Origin of the sequence: Sorangium sp. KYC3313, from assembly GCF_052075895.1 — a bacterium.
In the GTDB taxonomy this organism is placed as follows: domain Bacteria; phylum Myxococcota_A; class Polyangia; order Polyangiales; family Polyangiaceae; genus Sorangium; species Sorangium cellulosum_B.
On sequence record NZ_CP197255.1, the window covers coordinates 816,437 to 836,884 of the forward strand.

Annotated in this window: 15 protein-coding genes, 1 tRNA gene and 1 other RNA gene; 9 read left to right on the forward strand and 8 right to left on the reverse strand. The window is 73.5% G+C overall.

The features are described 5' to 3' along the window. Positions 1-124 precede the first annotated feature (124 nt). Positions 125-2,152 carry a hypothetical protein gene (locus tag ACSRUE_RS03205; RefSeq protein ID WP_441289727.1) on the forward strand — a complete coding sequence of 676 codons (2,028 nt, stop codon included), beginning with the start codon at positions 125-127 and terminating at the stop codon, positions 2,150-2,152. Positions 2,153-2,379: 227 nt separating this feature from the next. Beyond that, on the forward strand, positions 2,380-2,805 hold the full coding sequence (locus ACSRUE_RS03210; RefSeq protein WP_044970476.1) for a TraR/DksA C4-type zinc finger protein: 426 nt from the start codon (positions 2,380-2,382) through the stop codon (positions 2,803-2,805). A gap of 167 nt (positions 2,806-2,972) precedes the next feature. On the opposite strand, the gene def is transcribed toward ACSRUE_RS03210, so the two are convergent. Beyond that, on the reverse strand, positions 2,973-3,617 hold the full coding sequence (gene def, locus ACSRUE_RS03215; protein ID WP_441289728.1) for a peptide deformylase: 645 nt from the start codon (positions 3,615-3,617) through the stop codon (positions 2,973-2,975). Between the two features lie 35 nt (positions 3,618-3,652). Between def and ACSRUE_RS03220 the strand changes: the two genes are divergently transcribed. After that, positions 3,653-4,576 (forward strand): hypothetical protein, encoded by a 924-nt coding sequence (locus ACSRUE_RS03220; RefSeq protein ID WP_441289729.1) that lies wholly within the window; start codon positions 3,653-3,655, stop codon positions 4,574-4,576. 91 nt (positions 4,577-4,667) lie between these two features. Here the strand turns inward: ACSRUE_RS03220 and ACSRUE_RS03225 are convergent, their stop codons facing one another. Next, complete coding sequence (locus ACSRUE_RS03225) at positions 4,668-5,456, reverse strand: hypothetical protein (RefSeq protein ID WP_441289730.1); 789 nt, start codon at positions 5,454-5,456, stop codon at positions 4,668-4,670. Positions 5,457-5,781: 325 nt separating this feature from the next. Between ACSRUE_RS03225 and ffs the strand changes: the two genes are divergently transcribed. After that, positions 5,782-5,871, forward strand: an RNA gene (ffs, locus tag ACSRUE_RS03230) — signal recognition particle sRNA small type. A 91-nt stretch (positions 5,872-5,962) separates the two neighbouring features. Here ffs and ACSRUE_RS03235 read toward each other — a convergent pair. Then, positions 5,963-7,432 (reverse strand): hypothetical protein, encoded by a 1,470-nt coding sequence (locus ACSRUE_RS03235; protein WP_441289731.1) that lies wholly within the window; start codon positions 7,430-7,432, stop codon positions 5,963-5,965. 55 nt (positions 7,433-7,487) lie between these two features. Next, a complete protein-coding gene (locus tag ACSRUE_RS03240) occupies positions 7,488-11,855 on the reverse strand; it encodes a serine/threonine-protein kinase (RefSeq protein ID WP_441289732.1) in 4,368 nt (1,455 codons plus the stop codon). A 309-nt stretch (positions 11,856-12,164) separates the two neighbouring features. Here ACSRUE_RS03240 and ACSRUE_RS03245 point away from each other — a divergent pair, with 309 nt between their 5' ends. Further along, the gene (locus tag ACSRUE_RS03245) at positions 12,165-13,652 is read left to right on the forward strand and encodes a sigma 54-interacting transcriptional regulator (RefSeq protein ID WP_441289733.1); all 1,488 of its coding nucleotides are present in this window, start codon (positions 12,165-12,167) and stop codon (positions 13,650-13,652) included. A gap of 78 nt (positions 13,653-13,730) precedes the next feature. Here the strand turns inward: ACSRUE_RS03245 and ACSRUE_RS03250 are convergent, their stop codons facing one another. Continuing rightward, the gene (locus tag ACSRUE_RS03250) at positions 13,731-14,171 is read right to left on the reverse strand and encodes a deoxycytidylate deaminase (RefSeq protein WP_437762611.1); all 441 of its coding nucleotides are present in this window, start codon (positions 14,169-14,171) and stop codon (positions 13,731-13,733) included. A 322-nt stretch (positions 14,172-14,493) separates the two neighbouring features. On the opposite strand from ACSRUE_RS03250, the gene purD reads away from it, so the two are divergent. From purD to ACSRUE_RS03270, 4 genes are all read left to right on the forward strand, one after another. After that, complete coding sequence (gene purD / locus ACSRUE_RS03255; RefSeq protein ID WP_441289734.1) at positions 14,494-15,786, forward strand: phosphoribosylamine--glycine ligase; 1,293 nt, start codon at positions 14,494-14,496, stop codon at positions 15,784-15,786. Positions 15,787-15,795: 9 nt separating this feature from the next. Continuing rightward, on the forward strand, positions 15,796-16,245 hold the full coding sequence (locus tag ACSRUE_RS03260; protein ID WP_441289735.1) for a hypothetical protein: 450 nt from the start codon (positions 15,796-15,798) through the stop codon (positions 16,243-16,245). Between the two features lie 190 nt (positions 16,246-16,435). Further along, entirely contained in the window at positions 16,436-17,314 is an 879-nt protein-coding gene (locus ACSRUE_RS03265; RefSeq protein WP_437762614.1) for an FHA domain-containing protein, read from the forward strand. Between the two features lie 3 nt (positions 17,315-17,317). Beyond that, positions 17,318-18,166 carry an FHA domain-containing protein gene (locus ACSRUE_RS03270; protein ID WP_012241622.1) on the forward strand — a complete coding sequence of 283 codons (849 nt, stop codon included), beginning with the start codon at positions 17,318-17,320 and terminating at the stop codon, positions 18,164-18,166. Here ACSRUE_RS03270 and ACSRUE_RS03275 read toward each other — a convergent pair. The 3 genes from ACSRUE_RS03275 to ACSRUE_RS03285 form a co-directional block, all read right to left on the reverse strand. After that, positions 18,057-18,815: a DciA family protein gene (locus ACSRUE_RS03275; protein WP_441289736.1), complete on the reverse strand. Its 759-nt coding sequence runs from the start codon at positions 18,813-18,815 to the stop codon at positions 18,057-18,059. The genes ACSRUE_RS03270 and ACSRUE_RS03275 overlap by 110 nt on opposite strands. Before the next feature lie 181 nt (positions 18,816-18,996). After that, a tRNA-Leu gene (locus ACSRUE_RS03280) sits at positions 18,997-19,079 on the reverse strand. Between the two features lie 204 nt (positions 19,080-19,283). Next, complete coding sequence (locus ACSRUE_RS03285; RefSeq protein ID WP_441289737.1) at positions 19,284-20,147, reverse strand: Crp/Fnr family transcriptional regulator; 864 nt, start codon at positions 20,145-20,147, stop codon at positions 19,284-19,286. Positions 20,148-20,448: the final 301 nt, after the last annotated feature.

The window sequence follows — 20,448 nt, forward strand, 5'->3', positions numbered from 1 at the left end:
TTCGTCCGCGCTCGTTCGCATTTGGAGCGACCGCCGCGCGGGAGGCTGCGCATGCGACCGTCGCCTGCGCGGCGCGCTCCTTGGGCGTCGACTCGGATGTCCGGGAGCCGTATAACCGGCGCTCATGCGAACTCTCCTGCCGATCGCCCCCCTGGTCCTCATGGCCGGTTCCCTCGCCTGCGGGCCGTCCCCCGCGCCTGTCGCGCCGACAGCAGGACAGGGCGAGGTCAAGGGCGGGCCGGCCCAGGTCGCCGCCGGCCCAGCGTTCGATCTATCGCCCGTCGCCGAGCCGGCCGACATCGTCGGCGTGCTCCGCTGGAGCAACCCCGCGGCCACGCTGTCGAGCATCGCAACGTGCGCGGGGCTGCCTCCGGCGCTCGCGGAGACGGGCGCGCAGGCGTTCTCCTCGGGTGTGCTGGGCGAGCTCGTGAGCCCTTCCATCGACACGGACCAGCTCGCCACGGTGCTCGCGCTCGACGCGCCGGTGCACCTGATCGTCGCGCTCGATGACAGCTCGAAGCGGGGCAAGCCCGTGGCGGCCGTGTCGTTCGGGCTCACGTCGCTCGAGCGGGCGAGGGGCGCGCTCGAGGCGGGCGCCGCGCTCACCGAGGTGAAGCCCGGCATGTGGAAGATCGGCGGCAAGGAGCCCTCGTCATCGAGCTGCTTCCTCGCCGCGTCCGCCGGCTCGGCGCCCGCGCGGCTCCTCTGCGGCGATCGGGACCGCGACGTCACGACGCTCGGGCCGTACCTCGCGCGCACGCTGCCGACGCTCGCGCCCGAGGCGCGCGATCTCCATGGCGAGGTCCGCTTCGTCCCGCTCAGCACGAAGTTCGGCGGCATGGCGAAGCAGCAGCTCGGCGGGCTCCCGATCCTCGCGCAGAGCCAGCTCTCGATCGGGCAGCCCCAGTTCGACCGGGCGCTCACCGACGCGGCGACCTCCGTTCAGCAGGAGCTCGAGGCGCTCATCAACGACGCGAGCAAGGCGGTCGTCGATCTCCAGGTCGACAACCAGTCCTGCGTGAACCTCACCGCCGCCCTGGAGCTCCGGGGCCAGTCGTCGTGGGTCGCCAAGACGATGGCCGACAGGGCGACGCGCGCCGGGGCCGCGCCGGCGCTGTACTGGCGCGCGCCGAAGGACAGCGCCGGCGCGTTCTTCGACCACGGCTACGACCCGGCGCACTACGGCGGCATCCTGAAGACGCTGCGCGAGATGCTCGAAGGGTGGCTGGAGAAGGAGAAGATCGGCAAGCCCGCCGATCGCAAGGCGCTCGCCGACCTCCTCGCGCTGCCGATCAACCAGGGGCCGAGCGTGTCCGCCCACGGGTACCCGGACGCGCCTCCTGCCGCTGCCCAGGCCGGAAAGCCGACGCCGAACGAGGCGCTCGACAAGATGATGGGGGGCTTCGTCGGCTGGAACCTGCTCGGGTTCGAGGAGGCGCCCGACGCGCTCATCAAGTACGTGAAGAACGCCGTCACCGCCTACAACACGCCCGCGCTGCGCAAGCGACTCCCGGAGATCGACGTCGATCCGAAGGATCTGCCGACGGTCAAGGTGGTCCAGGCGCCGAAGGAGCTCGGGAAGACGTCGCTCGCCGTCGAGATCCAGATCGTCCGCGATCTACCGCCGCTCGACGACGACGCGGGCTCGACCCCCGCCGCCAAGGGCAAGCCGAGGCCCAAGCTGACGATGACGCTCCACCTCCTCGTCATGGGTGAGGAGAAGACGACGTGGATCGCCTTCGGACACGACAAGGGCGATCTGCTGAGGCGGCTCGCCACGGTGAAAGCGGGCGCGCCCGCCGCGGCGACGCTCGCGTCACGTCCGGGGCTCGAGAAGCTGAAGACCGGGAAGTTCGCCTGGGGTGGATTCTCGACGCTCGCCCCGATCACCCGCACGTTCCAGAGCGTGCTCTCGACGCTGGATCAGCCCGGCGCGGCGCCGGTGGCGCTGCCTCAGGAAGCCCGAATCTTCGGCGAAGCGCTGGCAAAGCTCCCCCACAAAGGGGAAGGGCTGATGTTCGTCACGACCCAGCAGCAGGGCGGCGCCGCGCCGCGGGCCGAGCTCTCGATCAACGTGTCGAAGCCCGTGCTCGAGGACATCGGCGCGCTCGTCGCGGCAGGGCTTCGAATGGCCGGCATCACGAAGCCATAGGCTCGTGGATGCGCTATCACCACAGCCAGTAAGCTGGCGCGGCTGCTCCTGCTCGTTCGTGTTCCCTGGTCACCGCGCCGCGCGCGTGCTTCGTCCGCCCATGTTCAAGATCGGTACGCGAATTGCCACCGAAAAGATGAGAGGAAACAATGAACAACCGTGAAGGTGCGAGTCGCGACGGAATGAGCCCGGCGCGGCCAGAGACAGCCGCCACGACGGCAGCCGCCATGCCGAGGCCGCCCGTGCGCCGCGCGGCGCCCGAAACGGACGACTCCGATCTGCCCGATCTGACCCCGGAGCAGCTCGGCGAGCTCAGGCAGGCGCTCGAGGAGCGCCGGGCGAGCCTCGTCGCCAACATCGATGAGCGGCAGCACGCGGAGCGCGACATCTCGCGCGAGGTGGGCGACGAGATGGACGAGGCCAACGCCGAGGGCGCGACGTCGCTGACGTCGAAGCTCCTGGAGCGCGATGTCCGCGTGCTCGCCGAGATCGACCGTGCTCTCGCGAAGATGAAGGAGGGGAGCTACGGGATGTGCGAGGGCACCGGCGAGCCCATCGGTTACCGCCGCCTCAAGCTGCGTCCCTGGGCGCGCTACAGCGTCGCCTACCAGGAGCAGATCGAGCGCGAGGAACGGACCGGCGGCGGCGCCTGATCGCTCCCCGCCAGCAGGCACCGCACGTCCCTCCCCGCCAGCGCGGGCGAGAGGCGTGCGGCCTGCGCTAGCGGAGGCGCATGTCCGCGGGGCGCTCGAGTTCGTGCCGAGCGCCCTGGTCCGCGCAGCGATCACACGCACGAGCAGGACCCGTGCGACGAGGCACCTCAGCCGCCCATCCGCTGGATGAACGGGACGATGCGCTCGACGAAGGGCTGCTTGTGATAGCGGTCGAACTCCGCCCACGTGCAGAGCGTCCGCGGATCCTTCACGCGATCGACGAAGAGCACGCCGTCGACGTGATCCTTCTCGTGCTGGAAGGTGCCCGCCGACAGCCCGCGCACGATGCGGTCGATCGGCCTCCCATCGCGATCCAGGCCGGTGAGCCGGATCTCGGTGGTGCGGTCGACAACACCCCTCAGGTTCGGGACGCTCAGGCACCCTTCGTAGTTCTCGAACGTCTCCTGCGTGAGCGGCTCGATCACCGGATTGACCACGACGGTGAGCGGGATGTTCGGCTTGTACGGATAGCGGGGGTTGTTCTGCACCTCGACCGCGAAGATGCGCACCGGCACATGGACCTGAGTGGCGGCGATGCCGGCGCCGTTCGCGTCGCGCATCGTCTCCACCAGATCGTCGATGAACGCCTGCATCGCAGGGGAGGAGAGCTCTTCTGGCGTGACCTCACGCGCTCGCTGCCTGAGGACAGGGTTGCCGATGTGGGCGATTTTCAGGAGCGTCACGCGGCGATCGTACCACGGGCGCGCGCCGTCGGCCTGGCCGGCCATGGCGGCGCCCAGGCGCTGGTCCATGCGGCGCGCGGCGGCGTCAGCTATGGAGACGGGGCATGCACCACTTCCCTGACGAGCCTTGCGTACCCGAGCCGCAGCAGGCGACCGCCGTCATGCACCTCCGCTTCGAAGACGTCAGCCAGAACGGACGGGTGATGCTGGACGCGCTGCCGCACGGCCTCGGGCCCGCGGTCTGGGTGAAGCTGCTGCGGGCGAGCCCCATCGAGGCGCTCATGCTCACGCAAGGGATCGTCCCGATCCTCACCCGCCTCATCATCGAGGGCGGAGAGGGGCCAATCGCGCCGCGGGAGCCGCTGGAGCTGCAGGGCCGCTACCAGCTGGCGCACACGGAGGACGCCACCTCCCAGGTGAACCGGCTGATCCTGGCCATGTGGCTCTCGGCCAGCGGGCGCCGCAGCCGGACCTACGGCCCGCCGCCGCCAGGCGCGGGCGAGCGGATCCAGGTCGGTCGCGTGTTCGCGGAGCACGTCTTCACGCGGCTCTTCGCGGCGCCCGAGGCGCGCAAGGTGCTGCGCTTCGAGTCACCGGATCTGCCGACGGTGCCGCCCGAGCGCTACGACTTCCACTCGCCGGAAGCGTTGATGGGCCTGCCCGAGGGCGCGGAGCCGCTCGACGCGAAGCCGACCCTGGATCCGATCCCGGTGGTGTTCGGCCTGGATCACACGGACGGGAACCAGCACGTGAACTCGCTCGTGTACCCGCGGCTCTTCGCGGAGGCCGCGCTGCGACGTCTCTCGGCGCAGGGCCACAGCACGGCGGTGCTCGCCCGGAGGGTGGAGATCGCCTACCGCAAGCCGTGCTTCGCGGGCACGCAGGCGAGGATCCTGCTGCGCACGTTCACGCTCGGCGGCGCGCTCGGCGCGCTCGGTGCGTTCGTGCCGGACTCGCCGGAAGACCCCGCCAGCGCAGCCCCCGGGGCGCGCGCGACCTGCTACATCCGCACGCTGTTCCAGGGCTGAGCCGGCGCGAACGCGAAGACGGCGCGCCCTCTGGAAGGACCGGCCTTCCGGGCCGGCGCCGCGCGCAGCGGCGCGCGCGATGACCGGCCCGCTACGCGCTCACCGTGCGGGGAAGGCCGGCGCGATCGGCGATCTCGTCGTGGAAGGCGCGGAACGTCGACTCCTGGGGCCACGAGGGCGCGTTGGCGAGGAGCTCTTCGACGCGGGTGAGCTCGCCCTCGTCGATGGCGACGACGGCCGCGGCGTAGCGCATGGCCCAAAAGATGAGCGGGCTGGCCTCGCTCGCGCGCTCCAGCAGCGCGCGGTCGCCCGGCACGCTCGTGTGAGCGAAGGCGCGTGCGAGCGCGCCGGCCGCCGATCGCAGGGTGACCACCCGGCTGCGAAAGGGCGAGCTGATGTCCGGGAGAGGGAGGCGCGCCAGGCGACGCGCCTGCGCGAGCGCCGTGTCGCGATCGCCCTCGAAGGTGCAGAGGAGCGTGTCGAGGAAGAGGCGGTGCTCGAGGGCCGCTTCCCACGCGGGCCCCCGCTCGGCGGCGGCCATGGCCGCGCGCGCATTCTCGACCCAGCCATAGGCCGCGAACGCCGTCGCCGTCATGAGCGGCGCCATCGTGGCGGGGTGCGGGATACGGTGAAGCGACGTCGACCAGCGCCGCAGCACCGAGCCCACATCGCCCGAGCGCAGCAGCCGGCGCAGCTTGCGGCGCGAGAGCCAGCGGGCCGCGGCGAACACGAGAACCACGCTGAGCACCGCCCCCATGATCACCGGCTGCTGCCAGGTGAACCGGAGCGCGGCCGCTGCCAGCGCTGCGGAGCCGATGAAGAGAAGCGCCGGAATCAGCCGGTCGCCCCGTCCCTCGTCCTCGGAATCGAACGGATTCACGACAACTCCAAGCGTACGGGGCTTCCTGAACGAGGCAAGTCCCGGCCGATGCCGCTCCAGGTCGATCGCTCCGCGCTCACACCACCACCCTTTGCACACCCCGATCGCCCCCTGCTCACGCGCACACCCCACTCGCCTCGCACCGCGCTCACCCCCCCGATGGCTCCGAGGAGGGAACCGCGACGTGGGCGACGTGGGCGACGCTGCGTTCGCGAAGGAGCCGAGACGCCATGGCCCACGAATCGCCGCCGCGCGCGCCGTGGGGCTCGACATGGGGACGAGGTTCGACTACGAAGTCCCTGCGTCAGGCAACAGCGCCTGGACCTCATGGGTCCGCCGACAGCGCGCCGTGAACCCCGCCAGGCCCGGAAGGGAGCAACGGTAGCGGAAAGCGAGTGTGGCGGGCCCACTTACTTTTTGTCGGCCCAGGCGTGGGCCCGACGCGCTCCCGCGCTCACCTCGGGACGCGCCCCCAGGGCCGGGTCGTCGCCGCGCTGATGCAGGCCTCACGGGGCGTCGAGCGCCGCCGGCGCGGTGGGCGCGACGGGCACGGAGAACAGCGCCTCCGGGCTCGTCACGATGCGCGGGACCTCCGCGTCGCGCAGCGGACTGAGGCCGTCAGGGGGCAGACGCTGCTGCACGATGCCCGCCGCTTCGTCGCCGCCCTCCAGCGTCACGGCGGAGAGGCGGCTGTCCAGACCGACGCCGCCGTCGATGAGCACGCTCGCGCGGCGTGACGGGCTGATGGAGGGGTTGAGGGACTCGAGCCCGTTGCCGCTCAGGGCGAGCCCGAAGATCGCGGCCTGCGCGCGCTCCTGCCAGCTCACGCCGTCGCCCACGACCTCCTGGGCGAGCCCGCCGTCCGCGCTCACCACCGCCGAGTCGGCGAAGGTCCCGGCGATGCGCATGCCGTCGATGATGATGCCGCGCGCGTCGCCGCTCATCCCCAGGCCGATGGCCCGGTTCTTCTCGAGGAGACCTCCCGTGAGCTGGACGGTCTGCTCCGGCGTCGTGTGCTGTATCCAGATCCCGGGCTGGTTGCCGCTCACCTCGAAGCCCTCGCCGCTCTCGCCGAGGGATGCGCTCGCCCGATCGATCAGGAGACCGAACCCGGTGTTGTCGGCGACCTTGAGGGCCGTCGCGTCGAGGGCCGAGCAGCCGGACACGGAGATGCCGCCGCTCGGATCGAACCCGCTCAGGCCATTGCCGCTGATTTCGACGCCAGACATCGTGGCGCGCGCCCCGACGAGCGACACGCCGACGACCTTGCTGTCGCGGACGAGCGCGTCCTCGACGTGGAGCTCCAGCGGCGCATCGCAGTCACAGCCGCCGGCGCACTGCGCCCACAGCCCCGGCCCCTGCGAGCCCGAGACGACGGACCGCACGACGGAGACGCGGCCGGCGTCGAACGCGCTCAGGCCGTACCGCGCGGAGCCCTCGATCGCCGACGCGACGAGGTCGAGCGACGCGCCGAGGCCGAGCGTCACGCCGTCGGACGCGCTGCCGACGACGCGCACCGCCTCGATCCGCGCCCGGGCCCCGGCCGCGATCCGTACGCCGCCCGCGCCCACGGTCAACGCCCGGAGGACGGCGCCGTCGCCGGCCGCGAGCGAGACCGCCGCGACGCTCACGGAGCCGGCGCCGCGGCCGAGCAGGCTCACGCCGGGGGGCAGATCGATCGGGCCGTAGGCGCCCGGGCCGAGCGCGATGCACACCCCAGGTCGAGCGGCCTCGGTGGCCTGCGAGAGCGCGGCGGCGCTCGAGACCTCGAGCACCTCGGCGCAATCGACCGAAGCGGCGCAGAAGTCCCCGTCGCAGAGCGCTCCCGCGGGGACACCGATGCACGCGCCGGACGCCGCGCGCGCGCCAGGACATCCGCCCGGCGCTGCGGGATCCGACGCGCACCCGAGCGCCGCCGAGCCGAGCGCGGCCGCGGCGGTCAGAACGATAGCTGCCTGATTCCAAGCCTTGATCATGACGAACGTCTCCCGCGCGGCACGTCGCGCTACCTGACGAGAAAGGGTCAGCGCCTCAGGGATCCGAGAGCAGCGCGCGGCACTCGCCCGCCCGCGCCGCGAGCTCGCCGTCCCGGAAATGCGCCGCCAGCGAGGCGGAGAGCTGCGCCACGGCCGCCTCGGCGCGAGGGCGGGTCGAGGCGTCGCGGAGGGCCGCGCGGCAGATCCGCGCGAGGCCGAGCGCGACGTCCGCGAGGTACACGCGCCCGCCGCCCACCTCGGCGAGGCGCAGCGCCGCGCGGCCGGACTCGAGCGCGTCGCCGACGTGGCCGGCCGCGAGCAGCGCGGCGGCGAGGTTGCGGTACGCGTCCGGGAGATCGGCGCCGGCGCCGGCCTGCTCGCCCAGCCTCACGGCGCGCCGCGCGTGCTCCAGCGCGGCGTGCGGGCGCGCGAGGCGGAGCTCGACCTCCGCGAGGTTGTTGTGACCCGACGCGATCGCCTGGAGATCGCCGAGCCGCTCCTTCAGCGCGAGCGCTCGGGCGAACACCTCCCGTGCGCCGCCGAGATCGCCCTTCGCGAACAGCACGGCCGCGACGCCGTTCAGCGCGAAGCCCAGCGCCTCCGGGTACGCGCGCTCGTCGACGGCCCGCGCGGCCTGGCGGTAGCAGCGCTCCGCCTGCACCAGCCGACCGCGCGAGTAGAACACCGTCCCGAGCGCGAGGAGCAGCTGCGACGCCGCCACGCGGCGGCGGTCGTCGCCTCGATGCAGCGTCCGGCAGATGCGCAGGCTCCGGAGCGCGACCGCGCGGCACGCGTCGAGATCGCCGGCGCGCCGGTGGAGCGCCGCGAGCAGCCCGTGCATGGGGAGCGTCTCCGGGGAGGCGCCGCCGCGCTCCGCGAGCGCGATCGCGCGCTCGACCAGCGCGCGCGCGTCGGCCGTCGCGCCGCGCACCTTGAGCACGAGGGCGAGGCGGAAATCCACGCGCGCATCCCAGAGCAGCGCGGCCTCCGGGCCTTGCGCGGGCGGCGCGGAGGCGCGCCGCTCGACGCGGAGGATCCGCGTCCGCGCCTCGAGGTACGCGCGCTCCGCCTCGTCGAGTCGGCCCGCCCTGCGGAGGGCGTCGCCGACGTCGAGCAACAGCGCCGCGCGCTCGTGCCAGGCGAACAGCCGGCGCTCGTCGCCCCCCGGCGCGGCGGCCGACGGGGCGCGCGCCGCGGAGCCCCCCGCCGGGGCGCCGCCCGCCGCGCTCGCGTGGATCTCCCGGGCCCGCTCGAAGTGCCGTAGCGCCTCGGCGTTCTGCCCGAGCGACGACGCGCTCGCCGCCGCGCGCGTGTAGGCGAGCGCCGCGCTCCGCGCGTCGCCGCCGCGATCATGGTGGAGCGCCGCGAGCGCCTCCCCGAGCCCCCGCGGCGCGCGCGCAGGCGAGCGCCCCGCCGAGACGCCGTCGACCCAGGCGGCGACCGCGCGGTGCATGGCCCGGCGCACCTTGAGGCTGAGCGTCTCGTAGGCGATCTCCTGGGTCGCCGCCTCGGCGAAGACGTACTCGCAGTCCTCGGGGAAGGTCGACGCGTCACGCGCCTGGATGATCTGCTGATCCCGGAGCCGCCGCAGCACGTCCGCGGTGCTCGATCCGCCGCCGTCGAGCGGCGCGGCGCCGCGGAGGTGGTCGATCGCGCCCTTCCAGAACGTCCTGCCGACCACGGCCGCCTGCGCCAGGACCGCGCGCGCCTCGCCGTCGAGCCGATCGAGCCGCGCCTGGACGATGCCCTGGATCGTCGCCGGCAACGAGAGCCGGGCGAGCTGCTCCTCGTGCAGGATCCAGGGCTCGCCGAGGCGCCGCTCGAGCGCGCCGGCGTCGATGAGCAGGTACAGCGTCTCGGTCAGCGTGAGCGGGTTGCCCTCGGCGCGCTCCGCCAGGGCGCGGATGGCCTCGGCGGAGCAGCGCGCGACGAGGCGGAGGCGCTCGCGCGCCATGTCCTCGACGTGCCGCCGCGGCAGCGGGCCGAGATCGAGGCGCGCGTGGCTCGCCTTCCCTTCGCCCCAGTGCGGCCGCCGCTCGTAGAGCTCGGGCCGCGCCGCGCCGATGATGAGCAGGGGCGCGTCCGACAGGCGCACGGCGAGATCGTCGAAGAGGTCGAGGCTGGCGTCGTCCGCCCAGTGGATGTCGTCGAGCAGCACGACGACGGCTCCGCGCGCGGCCATCGCTCGCAGCAGCATCGCGACGGCCGCGGCCACCCGCTTCCCCACCTCGGCGCCGCCCTCGTCGGGGACGATCGCCGTCGCGGGCGCGGCTTGCGCCGCCGGGCACGGGCAGAGCACGGCCGCGACCTCCGCCAGCGCGTCCTCCAGGGCGAGCGGGTGCGGCGCGCCGCCGGCCTCGCCTCCGGCGTCTGCGCCGAGGACGCCGCTCGCGAGCATGCTCCGCACGACGTCGCGCGCGTCGCCGTCCTGGACGCGGAAATGAGCGCGAAGGAGCGACGCGGCGAGGTGGTAGCTCGCATCCATCGACAGCGACGAGCACGCCGCGCCGAGCACGATGCACGGTTCCGCGCACGGTTCCGCCTGCGACAGCGCCCTCGTCCGGACCTCGGCGAGGAGGCGGCTGCGGCCGATGCCGCCCGCGCCGATCACCGAGACGAACATCGCGCGCCGCTCCGCGATGACCGTCTCCAGCGCCTCCGAGAGCCGCTGCACCTCCCCCGCCCGCCCGACGAAGCGGGTGTCGAGGCCGAGGAAATCGGATCCCGCGCCCGATCCGCTCGCGAGCTTCAGCACACGGAAGCCCGGCGCGCCGTCGCCTTGCGGCTCGACCTGGAAGAGCCCGGCCACCTGCCGGAACGTGGGCTGCGCGATCAACACCGCGCCGGGCACGGCGACCTGCTGGAGCTGCGCGGCCGCCTTCAAGGCCTCGCCGGAGGCGTCGACCGGAGCGCCCCGCCCGGTCGCGCCGCTCACGAACAGCCTCCCCGTGCTGATGCCCACGCGCAACCTCGGCCGGGAGCGCGGCGGCAGCTGGACAGGGAGCGACGCGGCATCGAGCGACGCGAGCTCCAGCCCGGCGCGGACGGCGCGCTCGGCGTCGTTGTCGCTCGCGCGCGGCGCGCCGAACAGCGCGGTGACGACGCCCTCCCTCCTGCCCTGCACGACGCCCCCGAGCGCCTCGACGCGCTCGCGGACGAGCTCGCGGCACGCCTCGCGGAGCTCCAGCTCCTGCTCGGGATCGAGCGGCTCCTGCCCGTCGTCGCCGGCGACGATCTCCGCGGAGAGCACGGTGCAGACACGGTACTCCCCCGCGAGCGCCGCGGCCTTCGCGCCGCCCGCGGGCGCCGCGACCTTCGTGGCGCCCGCGGGCGCCGGGGCGGCCGGGAGCGCCCCGCTCGGCCCCCGCGGAGACGCCTGGTCGGCCCTCGGCGAGATCGCGGAGAGCGGGGCGGCCGGCGGCCGGAGCGCGGAGCCGGCGCGCGCGGACGCGAGCGCTTCTCCGAGCTCGCGCGCGTCCCGGAAGCGCGCTGCGGGCTCGACCGCGACGGCCCGCGCGACGACCGCCTCGAGCGCGGGGCTCGCCTCGACGCCGAGCCCCGCGAACGACGGCCGCCTGCGCGGGTCCACGGCGGCGAGGTAGAGCTCGGCCCAGTCTCGCCCGTCGATCGGCTGCTTCCCCGAGGCCAGCTGCAGCAGCACGAGCCCGAGCGCGAACACGTCCGTCCAGGGGCCCGTCGCGCCGAGCTTCGGCTCGAACTGCTCCGGAGCGCCGTAGAGCGGCGTGAACACGTGCAACGTCGGCGACGTCGCGAGCACCTGCGTCGTGTCGCTGGGGCTCACGCCCCGCGCCGCGGCCACGGCTCGCCTCGTCTCCGCGAGCGCCTTCGACATCGGCATCGACGCGTCGATCACCTTGGCGATGCCGAAATCGACGACCTTGATCGTCGTCGCGCCGGGAATCTCGACGAGGAACAGGTTCGCCGGCTTGACGTCGCGGTGAGAGACCCGCTCGTCGTGCGCCATCGCGAGCGCCCCCACCGCGGGCGCCAGGAGCTCGATCGCCTCGTCGACGGAGTACGGCGCGCGCCCGGAGGCGCGCCGCGCCTCGATGTGCTGCGCGAGCGTCTCTCCCTCGAGCCACTCCATGACGATGTACGGCGTCCAGCAGCCCTCCGGCGAGGTCGCGGCAGAGACGTCGAGCGCCTGGACGATCCCTGTCGTCCGGCGCGAGAGCCGGTGCAGCAGCCGGGCCTCGCGCTCGAACGTGTCGAGCAGCGGCCGCCGCTCTTCCGGCAGGAGATCTGCGGGGATCTTCAGGCACTTGACCGCCACCTGCTCCTGGAATCCCAGGTGGGTCGCCCGGTAGACCACGCCGAACGTCCCCTCGCCGGCCACGGCGTCCACCAGCAGCTTGCCGCCGATGGTGCTGCCCACCCAGCCGAACGGGTCCCGCGCGATCATCCGCGGAAATTCTACTGCCCGCGCCGCGGCGCCGGGAGCGCGCCGCCTCGCAGCGATGACGATCGCTGCCCCGCCCGCGCTGGACCACCTCGACCACCGCGGCTGGGGAGCCCTGCGTGCCCCGCGGGCGCGAGGCGAGCGCGACGGCGGTCGCCCTGCGCGCGCGTCCGTGCTACGCAGCCGGCTGCTGGGCGTGCCCTCGGTCCCGGCGACCGTCCCGCGAACGCTGCCGCAACGGTCCCCGGAACGGATCGCACGCGCGCAGCGGCGGGGCGTCGCTCGTCGTCCGGCGCGACTCAGGGGTGCGATGTGGCTGAGCCGGAGATTCTTTCCCGCGATGGTGGCTCGCTCGAGCTCCTGATCATCACCCAGAGCTCGATGAGCACCCGGCAGCTCCCGGGCTCGGGCAGCGTCGTCCTGGGCAGGGACGAGGACGCCGGCATCTGCGTCCCCGACGCCTCGGTGTCGCGCCGGCACGCGGTGCTGCACCTCGGCCCGCCGCTCCGCGTCGAGGACCTCGGCAGCAGCAACGGGACCCGCGTGCGCGCCCGGCACTGCAGCGCGGCGACCGAGCGCCTGATCGATGTGGGCAAGGGCACGCCCGCGCGGGGCGCTGCCGTCGAGCTCTCGCCCGGCGACGTCATCTACCTCGGCGCGGCGCGCGTCGTCCTCCGCCAGAAGGGCGGCGCGCGGGACGCGGGCAAGGACGTCATCGTCAAGGACGACGCGATGCGCGCCGTCTACGAGCTGGCCGAGCGCGTCGCGAACGGCCCGATCAACATCCTCCTGCTCGGCGAGACGGGCGCCGGCAAGGAGGTGCTGGCCGAGTCGATCCACAGGGCCTCGCCGCGCGCGAGCCGCCCGCTCCTGCGCCTGAGCTGCGTCGCGCTGTCCGAGTCGCTGCTCGAGAGCGAGCTGTTCGGCCACGAGCGCGGCGCCTTCACCGGCGCCGTCCGGGCGAAGCCGGGGCTGCTCGAGACGGCCGAGGGGGGCACCGTGTTCCTCGACGAGATCGGCGAGCTGCCGCCCTCGATCCAGGCCAAGCTGCTCCGGGTCATCGAGGAGCGGAAGGTGATGCGGGTCGGCGGGCTGACCCCCATCAAGATCGACGTCCGCTTCGTCTCGGCCACGCACCGCGACCTCGAGGCCGAGGTGAGCCGCGGCGCGTTCCGGCAGGACCTGTATTTCCGGCTGAACGGCGTGACCCTCTCGATCCCGCCGCTGCGCGAGCGGCCCGGGGAGGTCGCGGCGCTGGCGCAGCTCTTCGCGGAGCGCACGGCGAAGGAGCTCTTCCCCGGCGACGCGAGCGCCGCGTCCGTTCCGATCTCGCCCGCGGCCCTGGCCGAGCTCCAGCGCCACAGCTGGCCAGGCAATATCCGGGAGCTGCGCAACGTGATCGAGCGCGCGGTGATCCTCGCCAACGGGGCGCCCATCGGGCCGGAGCACCTGCTCCTCTCCTCTCTGGCCGATCCCACCCGTCCATCGCATGCCATGCCCCTTCCGGCGCGCCCGCCGCAGGCGCCCTCGAACGCGCGTGCGGCGGCGCCGGCGCCGGCGTCAGCCTCTACGATTGCGAGGAGCGTGCCCGACGGCGCGAAGAGCGCGCCGGACGGCGTCGACCCGGGCCCCACCCGGCTGCGCGACGCCATGGAGGCCCACGAGCGCGAGCGCATCGTCCAGGCGCTCGAGCAGTGCATGGGGAACCAGACGCGCGCCGCGGCGCTGCTCGGGATCTCACGGCGCACGCTGGTCGAGCGCATCCGCGTGTACGGGCTGCCGCGGCCGCGCAAGGCCTGAGCGTTGCGTAGATCGCCGCGCAACCTGGCGTCGATTGCGCGAGGGCTCGCTCGACCGAGCGCCCTCCCGCGCAACACCTCAGGCGGGCGTCTCGCGCCGCGCCAGCGGGGCGAGCTCGATCCCGAGCTCGGTGGCGAACCGGAAGATGCGCTCGTCGCGGTAGAACTCGCCGAAGACGACGCGCGAGAGCCCCGCGTTCGCGATCATCTTGAAGCACCCCCAGCAAGGCGAGGCCGTGACGTAGACCGTCGCGCCGTCGATGCGCACCCCGTTCCGCGCGGCCTGGATGATGGCGTTGGCCTCCGCGTGGATCGTGCGCACGCAGTGGCCGTCCTCGATCAGGTGCCCCTCCTCATCGCAGTGAGGCAGCCCCCGGATCGAGCCGTTGTACCCGGTCGCGAGGATGCTCTTGTCGCGCACGATCACCGCGCCGACGTGCTTCCGATCGCAGGTCGCCCGCGACGCGACGACCTCGGCGATGCGCATGAAATATTCATCCCACGAAGCCCGATGCGTCATCGCTCACCTCCACGACGGGGGATCCGCGCCCGCCGCCCCCTCGACGTCCCCTCGACGTCAAGCGACCCGCGCTCGCCGATCCCTCCAGAATGTTCAGGGATCCGCCCTCCGGTCCCCCTCGCGAAGGGCCCGGCGGCGCGCGCCCGCGGCCCCGGCTGAGCCGCGCCGCGCGCCCAGCGGGCGCTTCTATCACGACGCCGGGCGCCGCGGAGCCCCCCGCGGGCGCGGGACCGCGCGAGGCGCCTCGACAGCGAGGCCCGGCGCGTGGTAGCGCGCGGGGGTGAGCTCCGCCGCCCCCCGAAGGTCAGATCGCCGCATCCTCGTGCTCGGCTCCGGGGGGCGCGAGCACGCCCTCGCGCGTGCGTTCGCCCGATCGCCCTCGGTCGCCGAGGTGATCGTGGCGCCCGGGAACGCCGGGACCCACGCGCGAGCGGGCGCCGGCCGCGCCCCGATCCGCCGCGTCGATCTCCCGTCCCTGTCGCCCGCCGAGGCGACCCGGCTCGCCGTCCGCGAGCGCGCCGACCTGGTCGTCGTCGGCCCCGAGGCGCCGCTCTGCGCCGGCGTCGCCGACGCGCTCGCCGCCGAGGGCGTCGCCGTCTTCGGGCCGAGCCGCGAGGCGGCGCGCCTCGAGGGGTCGAAGGCGTTCCTCAAGGAGTTCGCCGCCCGCCACCGGATCCCGACCGCGCCCTTCCGGATCGTGCGCTCCTTCGACGAGGCGGCCCGCGTCATCCGCGAGCGCGGCGCGCCCATCGTCGTGAAGGCCGACGGGCTCTGCGCCGGCAAGGGCGTCGTCGTCGCGACGACCGTCGACGAGGCGCTCGCGGCCGCGAAGGAGATGCTCGTGGATCGCCGCTTCGGCGACGCCGGCGCGACCGTGATCCTCGAGGACGCGATCCAGGGCGAGGAGGCCAGCGTGCACGCCATCAGCGACGGCGAGGCGATCTTCGTCCTGCCGGCCGCGCGCGATCACAAGCGCGTCGGCGAGGGCGACACCGGGCCGAACACGGGGGGCATGGGCGCGTTCGCGCCGAGCGCCCGCGTCACCCCGGCCCTGACCGCGCGCGTCGAGCGCGAGATCCTCCGGCCGACCATCGACGGCATGCGGGCGGAGGGGAGGCCCTTCCGCGGGGTGCTGTTCGCGGGCCTGATGATCACGCCCGCGGGGGACCCCATCCTGCTCGAGCACAACGTCCGCTTCGGCGATCCCGAGTGCGAGGCGCTGATGGAGCTGATCGAGGGCGACGTCGCCGAGCTCTGCGCGTCTGCCGCGGCGGGCGCGCTCGCCCCCGGGGCGGCGCGCGTCGCCCCGGGCCGCCACGCGCTCACCGTCGTGCTGGCGGCGCGCGGCTACCCCACGGCGCCGGTGACAGGCGACGTCATCCGCGGCCTCGACGCCGCGGCCGCCGTGGAGGGCGCCTTCGTGAACCACGCGGGCACGGCCGAGCGGGACGGCGCGGTCGTGACCGCGGGGGGCCGCGTGCTCGCCGTCACCGCCGCGGGCGACTCGCTCGCCGAGGCGCGGGAGCGCGCCTTCCGCGCCGCGGGCGCCGTCGACTTCGACGGCAAGGTGCTCCGCCGCGACATCGGGGTCGACGGGGCGCGCGCGGCCGGGTGAGGCGGCACCATGGAACCCATCGTCGATCTCGCCCCAGGCGCTGAGGAGAACCCGCTCGCGGCCTACCTCGGTCACCTCATCCGCGAGCACCTCGCGCGCGATCCGAAGCGCGCCTCCGATTTCCGCGCGCTGCGCGGGTCGGTGCTCGTCGTCGCGCAGGACGCCGACACGTCCATGACGATGCGCTTCGACCACGGGCGGCTCACCATCCACGACGGCGCCATCGGCATCCCGTCCGTCACGTTCTGCGGCGACGAGTCGGCGCTCCGCCGGCTCCCCGACGTCGCGTTCCACCGCTGGCTGCGCCTCCCGAAGCTGGGGGTGCTGCACCGCCGACAGAGCGGCCCCCTGCGCGACCTCGCGCGCCTCGTGGCCCGCGGGGAGCTCAAGATCTACGGCCTCGTCGCGCACCCAAGGCTCCTCCTCAGGCTGCTCCGGCTCCTCTCGCGCCTCCCCTGAGCCTCCCCGAGCCGGTCGCAACGGCGCGCGACGACACGACACGCCACGACGACAACTGGTGTGATACTGTAAGACGGTAACAGACGTCCCGTCCGCATTGCACGGCCCTTCTTGTGGGCTTGCAAACCAATGCTACGCGGCCCGAAAGCTGTCTTTTGACGGCCTGTTGGGCTGTTGGTATGGCTCGATCATGGGCATCCGACTGCGCTACCTCGCCCACGATCTCGAGGTGCCGCTCGGCGAGTTCTTCATCGGACGGAGCGCGGACTGCCAGCTGTCGCTGGACGACCCGCTGGTGTCGCGCAGGCACGCGCTGCTGACCGTCGGTGAGGGCGGCGTCGCGATCGAGGATCTCGGCAGCCGCAACGGCGTGCTCATCAACGGGGCTCGGATCGCGGGGCGCCAGATCCTGGCGGACGGCGACAAGATCGCGATCGGGGGGCAGGAGATGTTCCTGCTCGGGGCCATCGAGCCGAGCTCGGCGCACTCGCCGCGGAGCGCGCCGCTCTGGACGAGGCAGCAGAACGCGCGCACGGTCGACATGAGCGAGATGCCCGCAGGCGAGGACGACGGCGCGACGGCCATCGCCTCCCGGAGGTCGCTCCCCGGGCTCGTCCCCCAGCACCCGGACAAGCGCGTGCACGCGCTCAGCCTCATCGGCAGCGTCGCCGACAAGGCGCTCGCCCTGGGGCGCGTCGACGAGGCCGAGCGCATCCTCCAGCGCTCGCTCAGCGACATCCTCACGAAGGCGCGGGACGGGGGCGTCGGCGCCGTGCAGCCCGAGCTGGTCGAGAAGGCAAGCATGTATGCGGCCCGCCTCGCCGCGGCGACGGGTCGGGGCTCGTGGATCAACTATATTTTCGAGCTCAATACCCGGCTCGAGCTCCTCCTCCCCGCCTACCTCGTCGATGAGCTGTATAGTGTTCTGCGCAAGGTGAAGGCCGTCGACATGTCCATTCTCCGTGGCTACGCGAAGCGGCTCCGCGAGCGCGCAGGTGAGCGTACGCCGGCGGAGCGGTTCATCCTCCAGCGCATTGAAGGGCTCGAGCGCCTCGGCGCACTGAAATAGACCATGCCTTTCCGCCTCCGGTACTTGGCGCACGATTTCGAGCTCCCCGAAGGGCCCTTCGTGATTGGCCGGAGCGGCGACTGCCAGCTCTCGCTCGATGACCCGCTGGTGTCGCGGCGCCACGCGACGCTGCAGGTGCGCAACGACGGCGTGGCCTTGCACGATCTCGAGAGCAGGAACGGCGTGTACGTGAACGGCACGCGCATCTCCGGCCAGCGCGAGCTGACCGACGGCGACCGCATCATCATCGGCAGCCAGGAGATGCTGCTCTACGGCGGGGAGGAGTCGCGCCCCCACGACGCCTACGGGGTCGAGTTCCGTCGCGCGACGGCGACGCTCGGCGCGATGGCGCTGACCGAGATGCGCAAGATGTCGGACGATCCGACGGAGCTCACGAGCCCGACGGGAGACGGCGGATCCAAGGGCTTCCAGTCGCTGCGCCTGCTCGCGAGCCTCGCCGACAAGGCGCTGGCGATGGGCCGCAGCGAGGAGGCCGAGCGCATCCTGCAGACGGTGCTGATCGACATCCTGAGCCGCGCGCGGACGAACGTGCCGCTGGAGATGCCGGCCGCGGAGCTCGCCGCGCGCTACGCGGCTCGCCTCGCCGGCGCCACGACCAAGGGGACGTGGGTCAACTACGCGTTCGAGCTCTTCACGATCGCGCGCCGCCCGCTGCCCGGCCCCGTCGTCGACGAGCTCTACACCGTCGTCCGGCGCGTCAAGACGCTCGATATCCAGCCGCTCAGGATCTACCTCGACGACCTGCGCCGGATGGCTCCGTCGTTCGGTCCGACCGAGCGGTTCTTGATGCAGCGGATCGAGGGTCTCGAGCGCCTCGTCGCGGCGAAGTAGCCTCCCCATCGCCGCCGGGCGTCGCGGGAGCGGCGGCCTCTGGCGACACGCGCGACACGCGCGGAGCCGGCTGCTGCGCCGCTCGAGCGGCCCCGTGTGGGGCAGGCGGCGGCGACACACGTGGGGCGGGCGCCGCGGAGGGCTGGAGCGGCGGCGGTGCGTAGCGGGGACGCGCGCCCGCCTCGGCTTCCTGCCAGCCGAGGTTCCTCGCGGCGGCCTTCGCGATCGCCTCGCGCAGCTCGGTGTCGGCGACCTTCCCGAGCTCTCGCCGCACCTCGACCGGGAGCGGCGCCTCCTTCGGGGTCGGGCGGACCTCCTCGCGCCACGGCGGCCGCGCGACCGGCTCCACCTTGCCGACGCGGAACCGGAGGGACTGCACCGGGAGGCCGCGCGACCGGAGCTGCGCGGTGATGGCGTCGCCGAGCAGCGAGAGCTCCTGCGCCCACATCGAGCTCGCCGCGCGGACATGGAGCACGCCGCGCTCCAGCTTGAGCGGCCGCGCGCGCGCGGCGATCCGGGACCCCACGGCCGCTTCCCACTCGCGGAACGGCATCGGCGAGGTGTCGACCTCCGCCGGCGCCGAGAGCGAGGATCCGCGCTGGATCAGCGCACCCAGCCGTTCGATCCCACCTCCGCTCCGACGCGCCATGCGCGCCGAGCGTAGCAGCCTGACAGCGCCGTGCGCCGGCAGAGCGCGCCGTCCAGACTCGCCCGGCGTCACGGACGGCCAGCCCCTGCGGCGCCGCCTTGTGACCAAGGCGGCCGCCCGCCAGGGCGAACCACCCGCCCTCGGCTGCCTGGCGACGAACGATCGTGAGGGGCGCTCTCGGTACCGAAGGTGGGACTCGAACCCACAAGCCCTTGCGGACAGCGGATTTTGAATCCGCCGCGTTTGCCATTCCGCCACTTCGGCTCAGCGCTGCGATGTCAGCGAGCTCCTGGAACCGTAGATCACCGGGCACGATCCTGGCAACCGTCTGGGAGCCTGAGAGCCTGCGAGCCTGAGAGCCTGCGAGCGATCGCGCGGGCAGGAGGCGCGGCGAGGCCAGGAGCAGCGCCGCCGCGCCGCGGCCGCCACGCATCGAGGCGCGGCCCGCGATCGCGGCGCGGCGCGAGGTCACACCACGAAATCCAGCATCTGGAGGCGCGTCAGGTAGTCCTGGAGCGCAGAGGCGTACTCGTCGATCAGGAGATCGAGCTGCACCAGCGCGCCGTGATCGTCGACCGCGTCGATGGTCCCGCTCACCGGGATCTCGCGCGCGGGCAGGACGAGCACGCCGCTCCAGTGCGCGCCCTTCGCGACGTCGCGCAGACCGGCGAGGCGCAGCCAGCCGTCCGAGAGCTCGACGACGGGGACGAGGGCGCCGCTGTCCAGGCGGACCGAGCTCTTCAGCGTGTGAGCCGGCTCGACCATGTAGTGGGAGCGCCGGTTCTTCTCGATGAGCTCCTCGAGCGTCGCGCAGATGACCTTGCTCAGCGGCGTCTCCTCGCTGTCGAGCACGAGATCGAGGAGCCGCTTCATCGCCTTCTGCGTGCGGATCAGGTTCGCGCGGGTCTCCTCGAGGCGGCGCGCGTCGCGCCGGATCTTGCCGGCCACGACGTTGAGCAGGTTGTTGTAGAAGGGGTACGCGACGTCCCCGTGGTCCTCGAAGAAGGCCTGGAGCTCGGCGACGCCGATGCGCCAGATCTCCGAAGGCTGCGTCGTCACCGCCGTCGTCGTCCGCCGGAAGCCGGTCAGCGCGCCGAGCTCGCCGATGGGCGAGATGGGGCTCAGGCGGAAGCGCGTCTCGCCCGCCTCGAGCAGCGCGACCTCGCCCCGGACCAGGAGGAACAGGTGCGCCGGGGCGCTCCGGGCCTCGAAGAGCACGTGGCCGGACGGGACTTCCTGGCGCTGGAACGCCTTCATCAGGTCATCGAGGTGATCCTCCGTGATTCTCTCGAACAGCGGGATCGCGTGCAGGTCGGATGGGCGGACCGCCATGGGATGACACTCCTCTTCTACATGGGTCGGGCTCCGCGTCCGCAGCGTCGCGGGACACGGAGCCTTGCGGCGCGCACGAGCTCTGCGTGGACCGCGGGAGCGGCATCCTACTCCAGGTCCCGAGCCGCGGAAGAGGGATGGCCTCGCCGCAGCGAGGTGCGCGCGCAGGACCGCGAGCCCGCGCACCTTCTCGCATCGTCGCCGCGCAGCGCGTCGTCGCGTCGCGCGTCGGCGAGCGGCGAGCGACGAGCGCGCGGCCGGTCGGCGGGCACCGGCGCGCCCGGGCGCCGTGGAGGTTTGC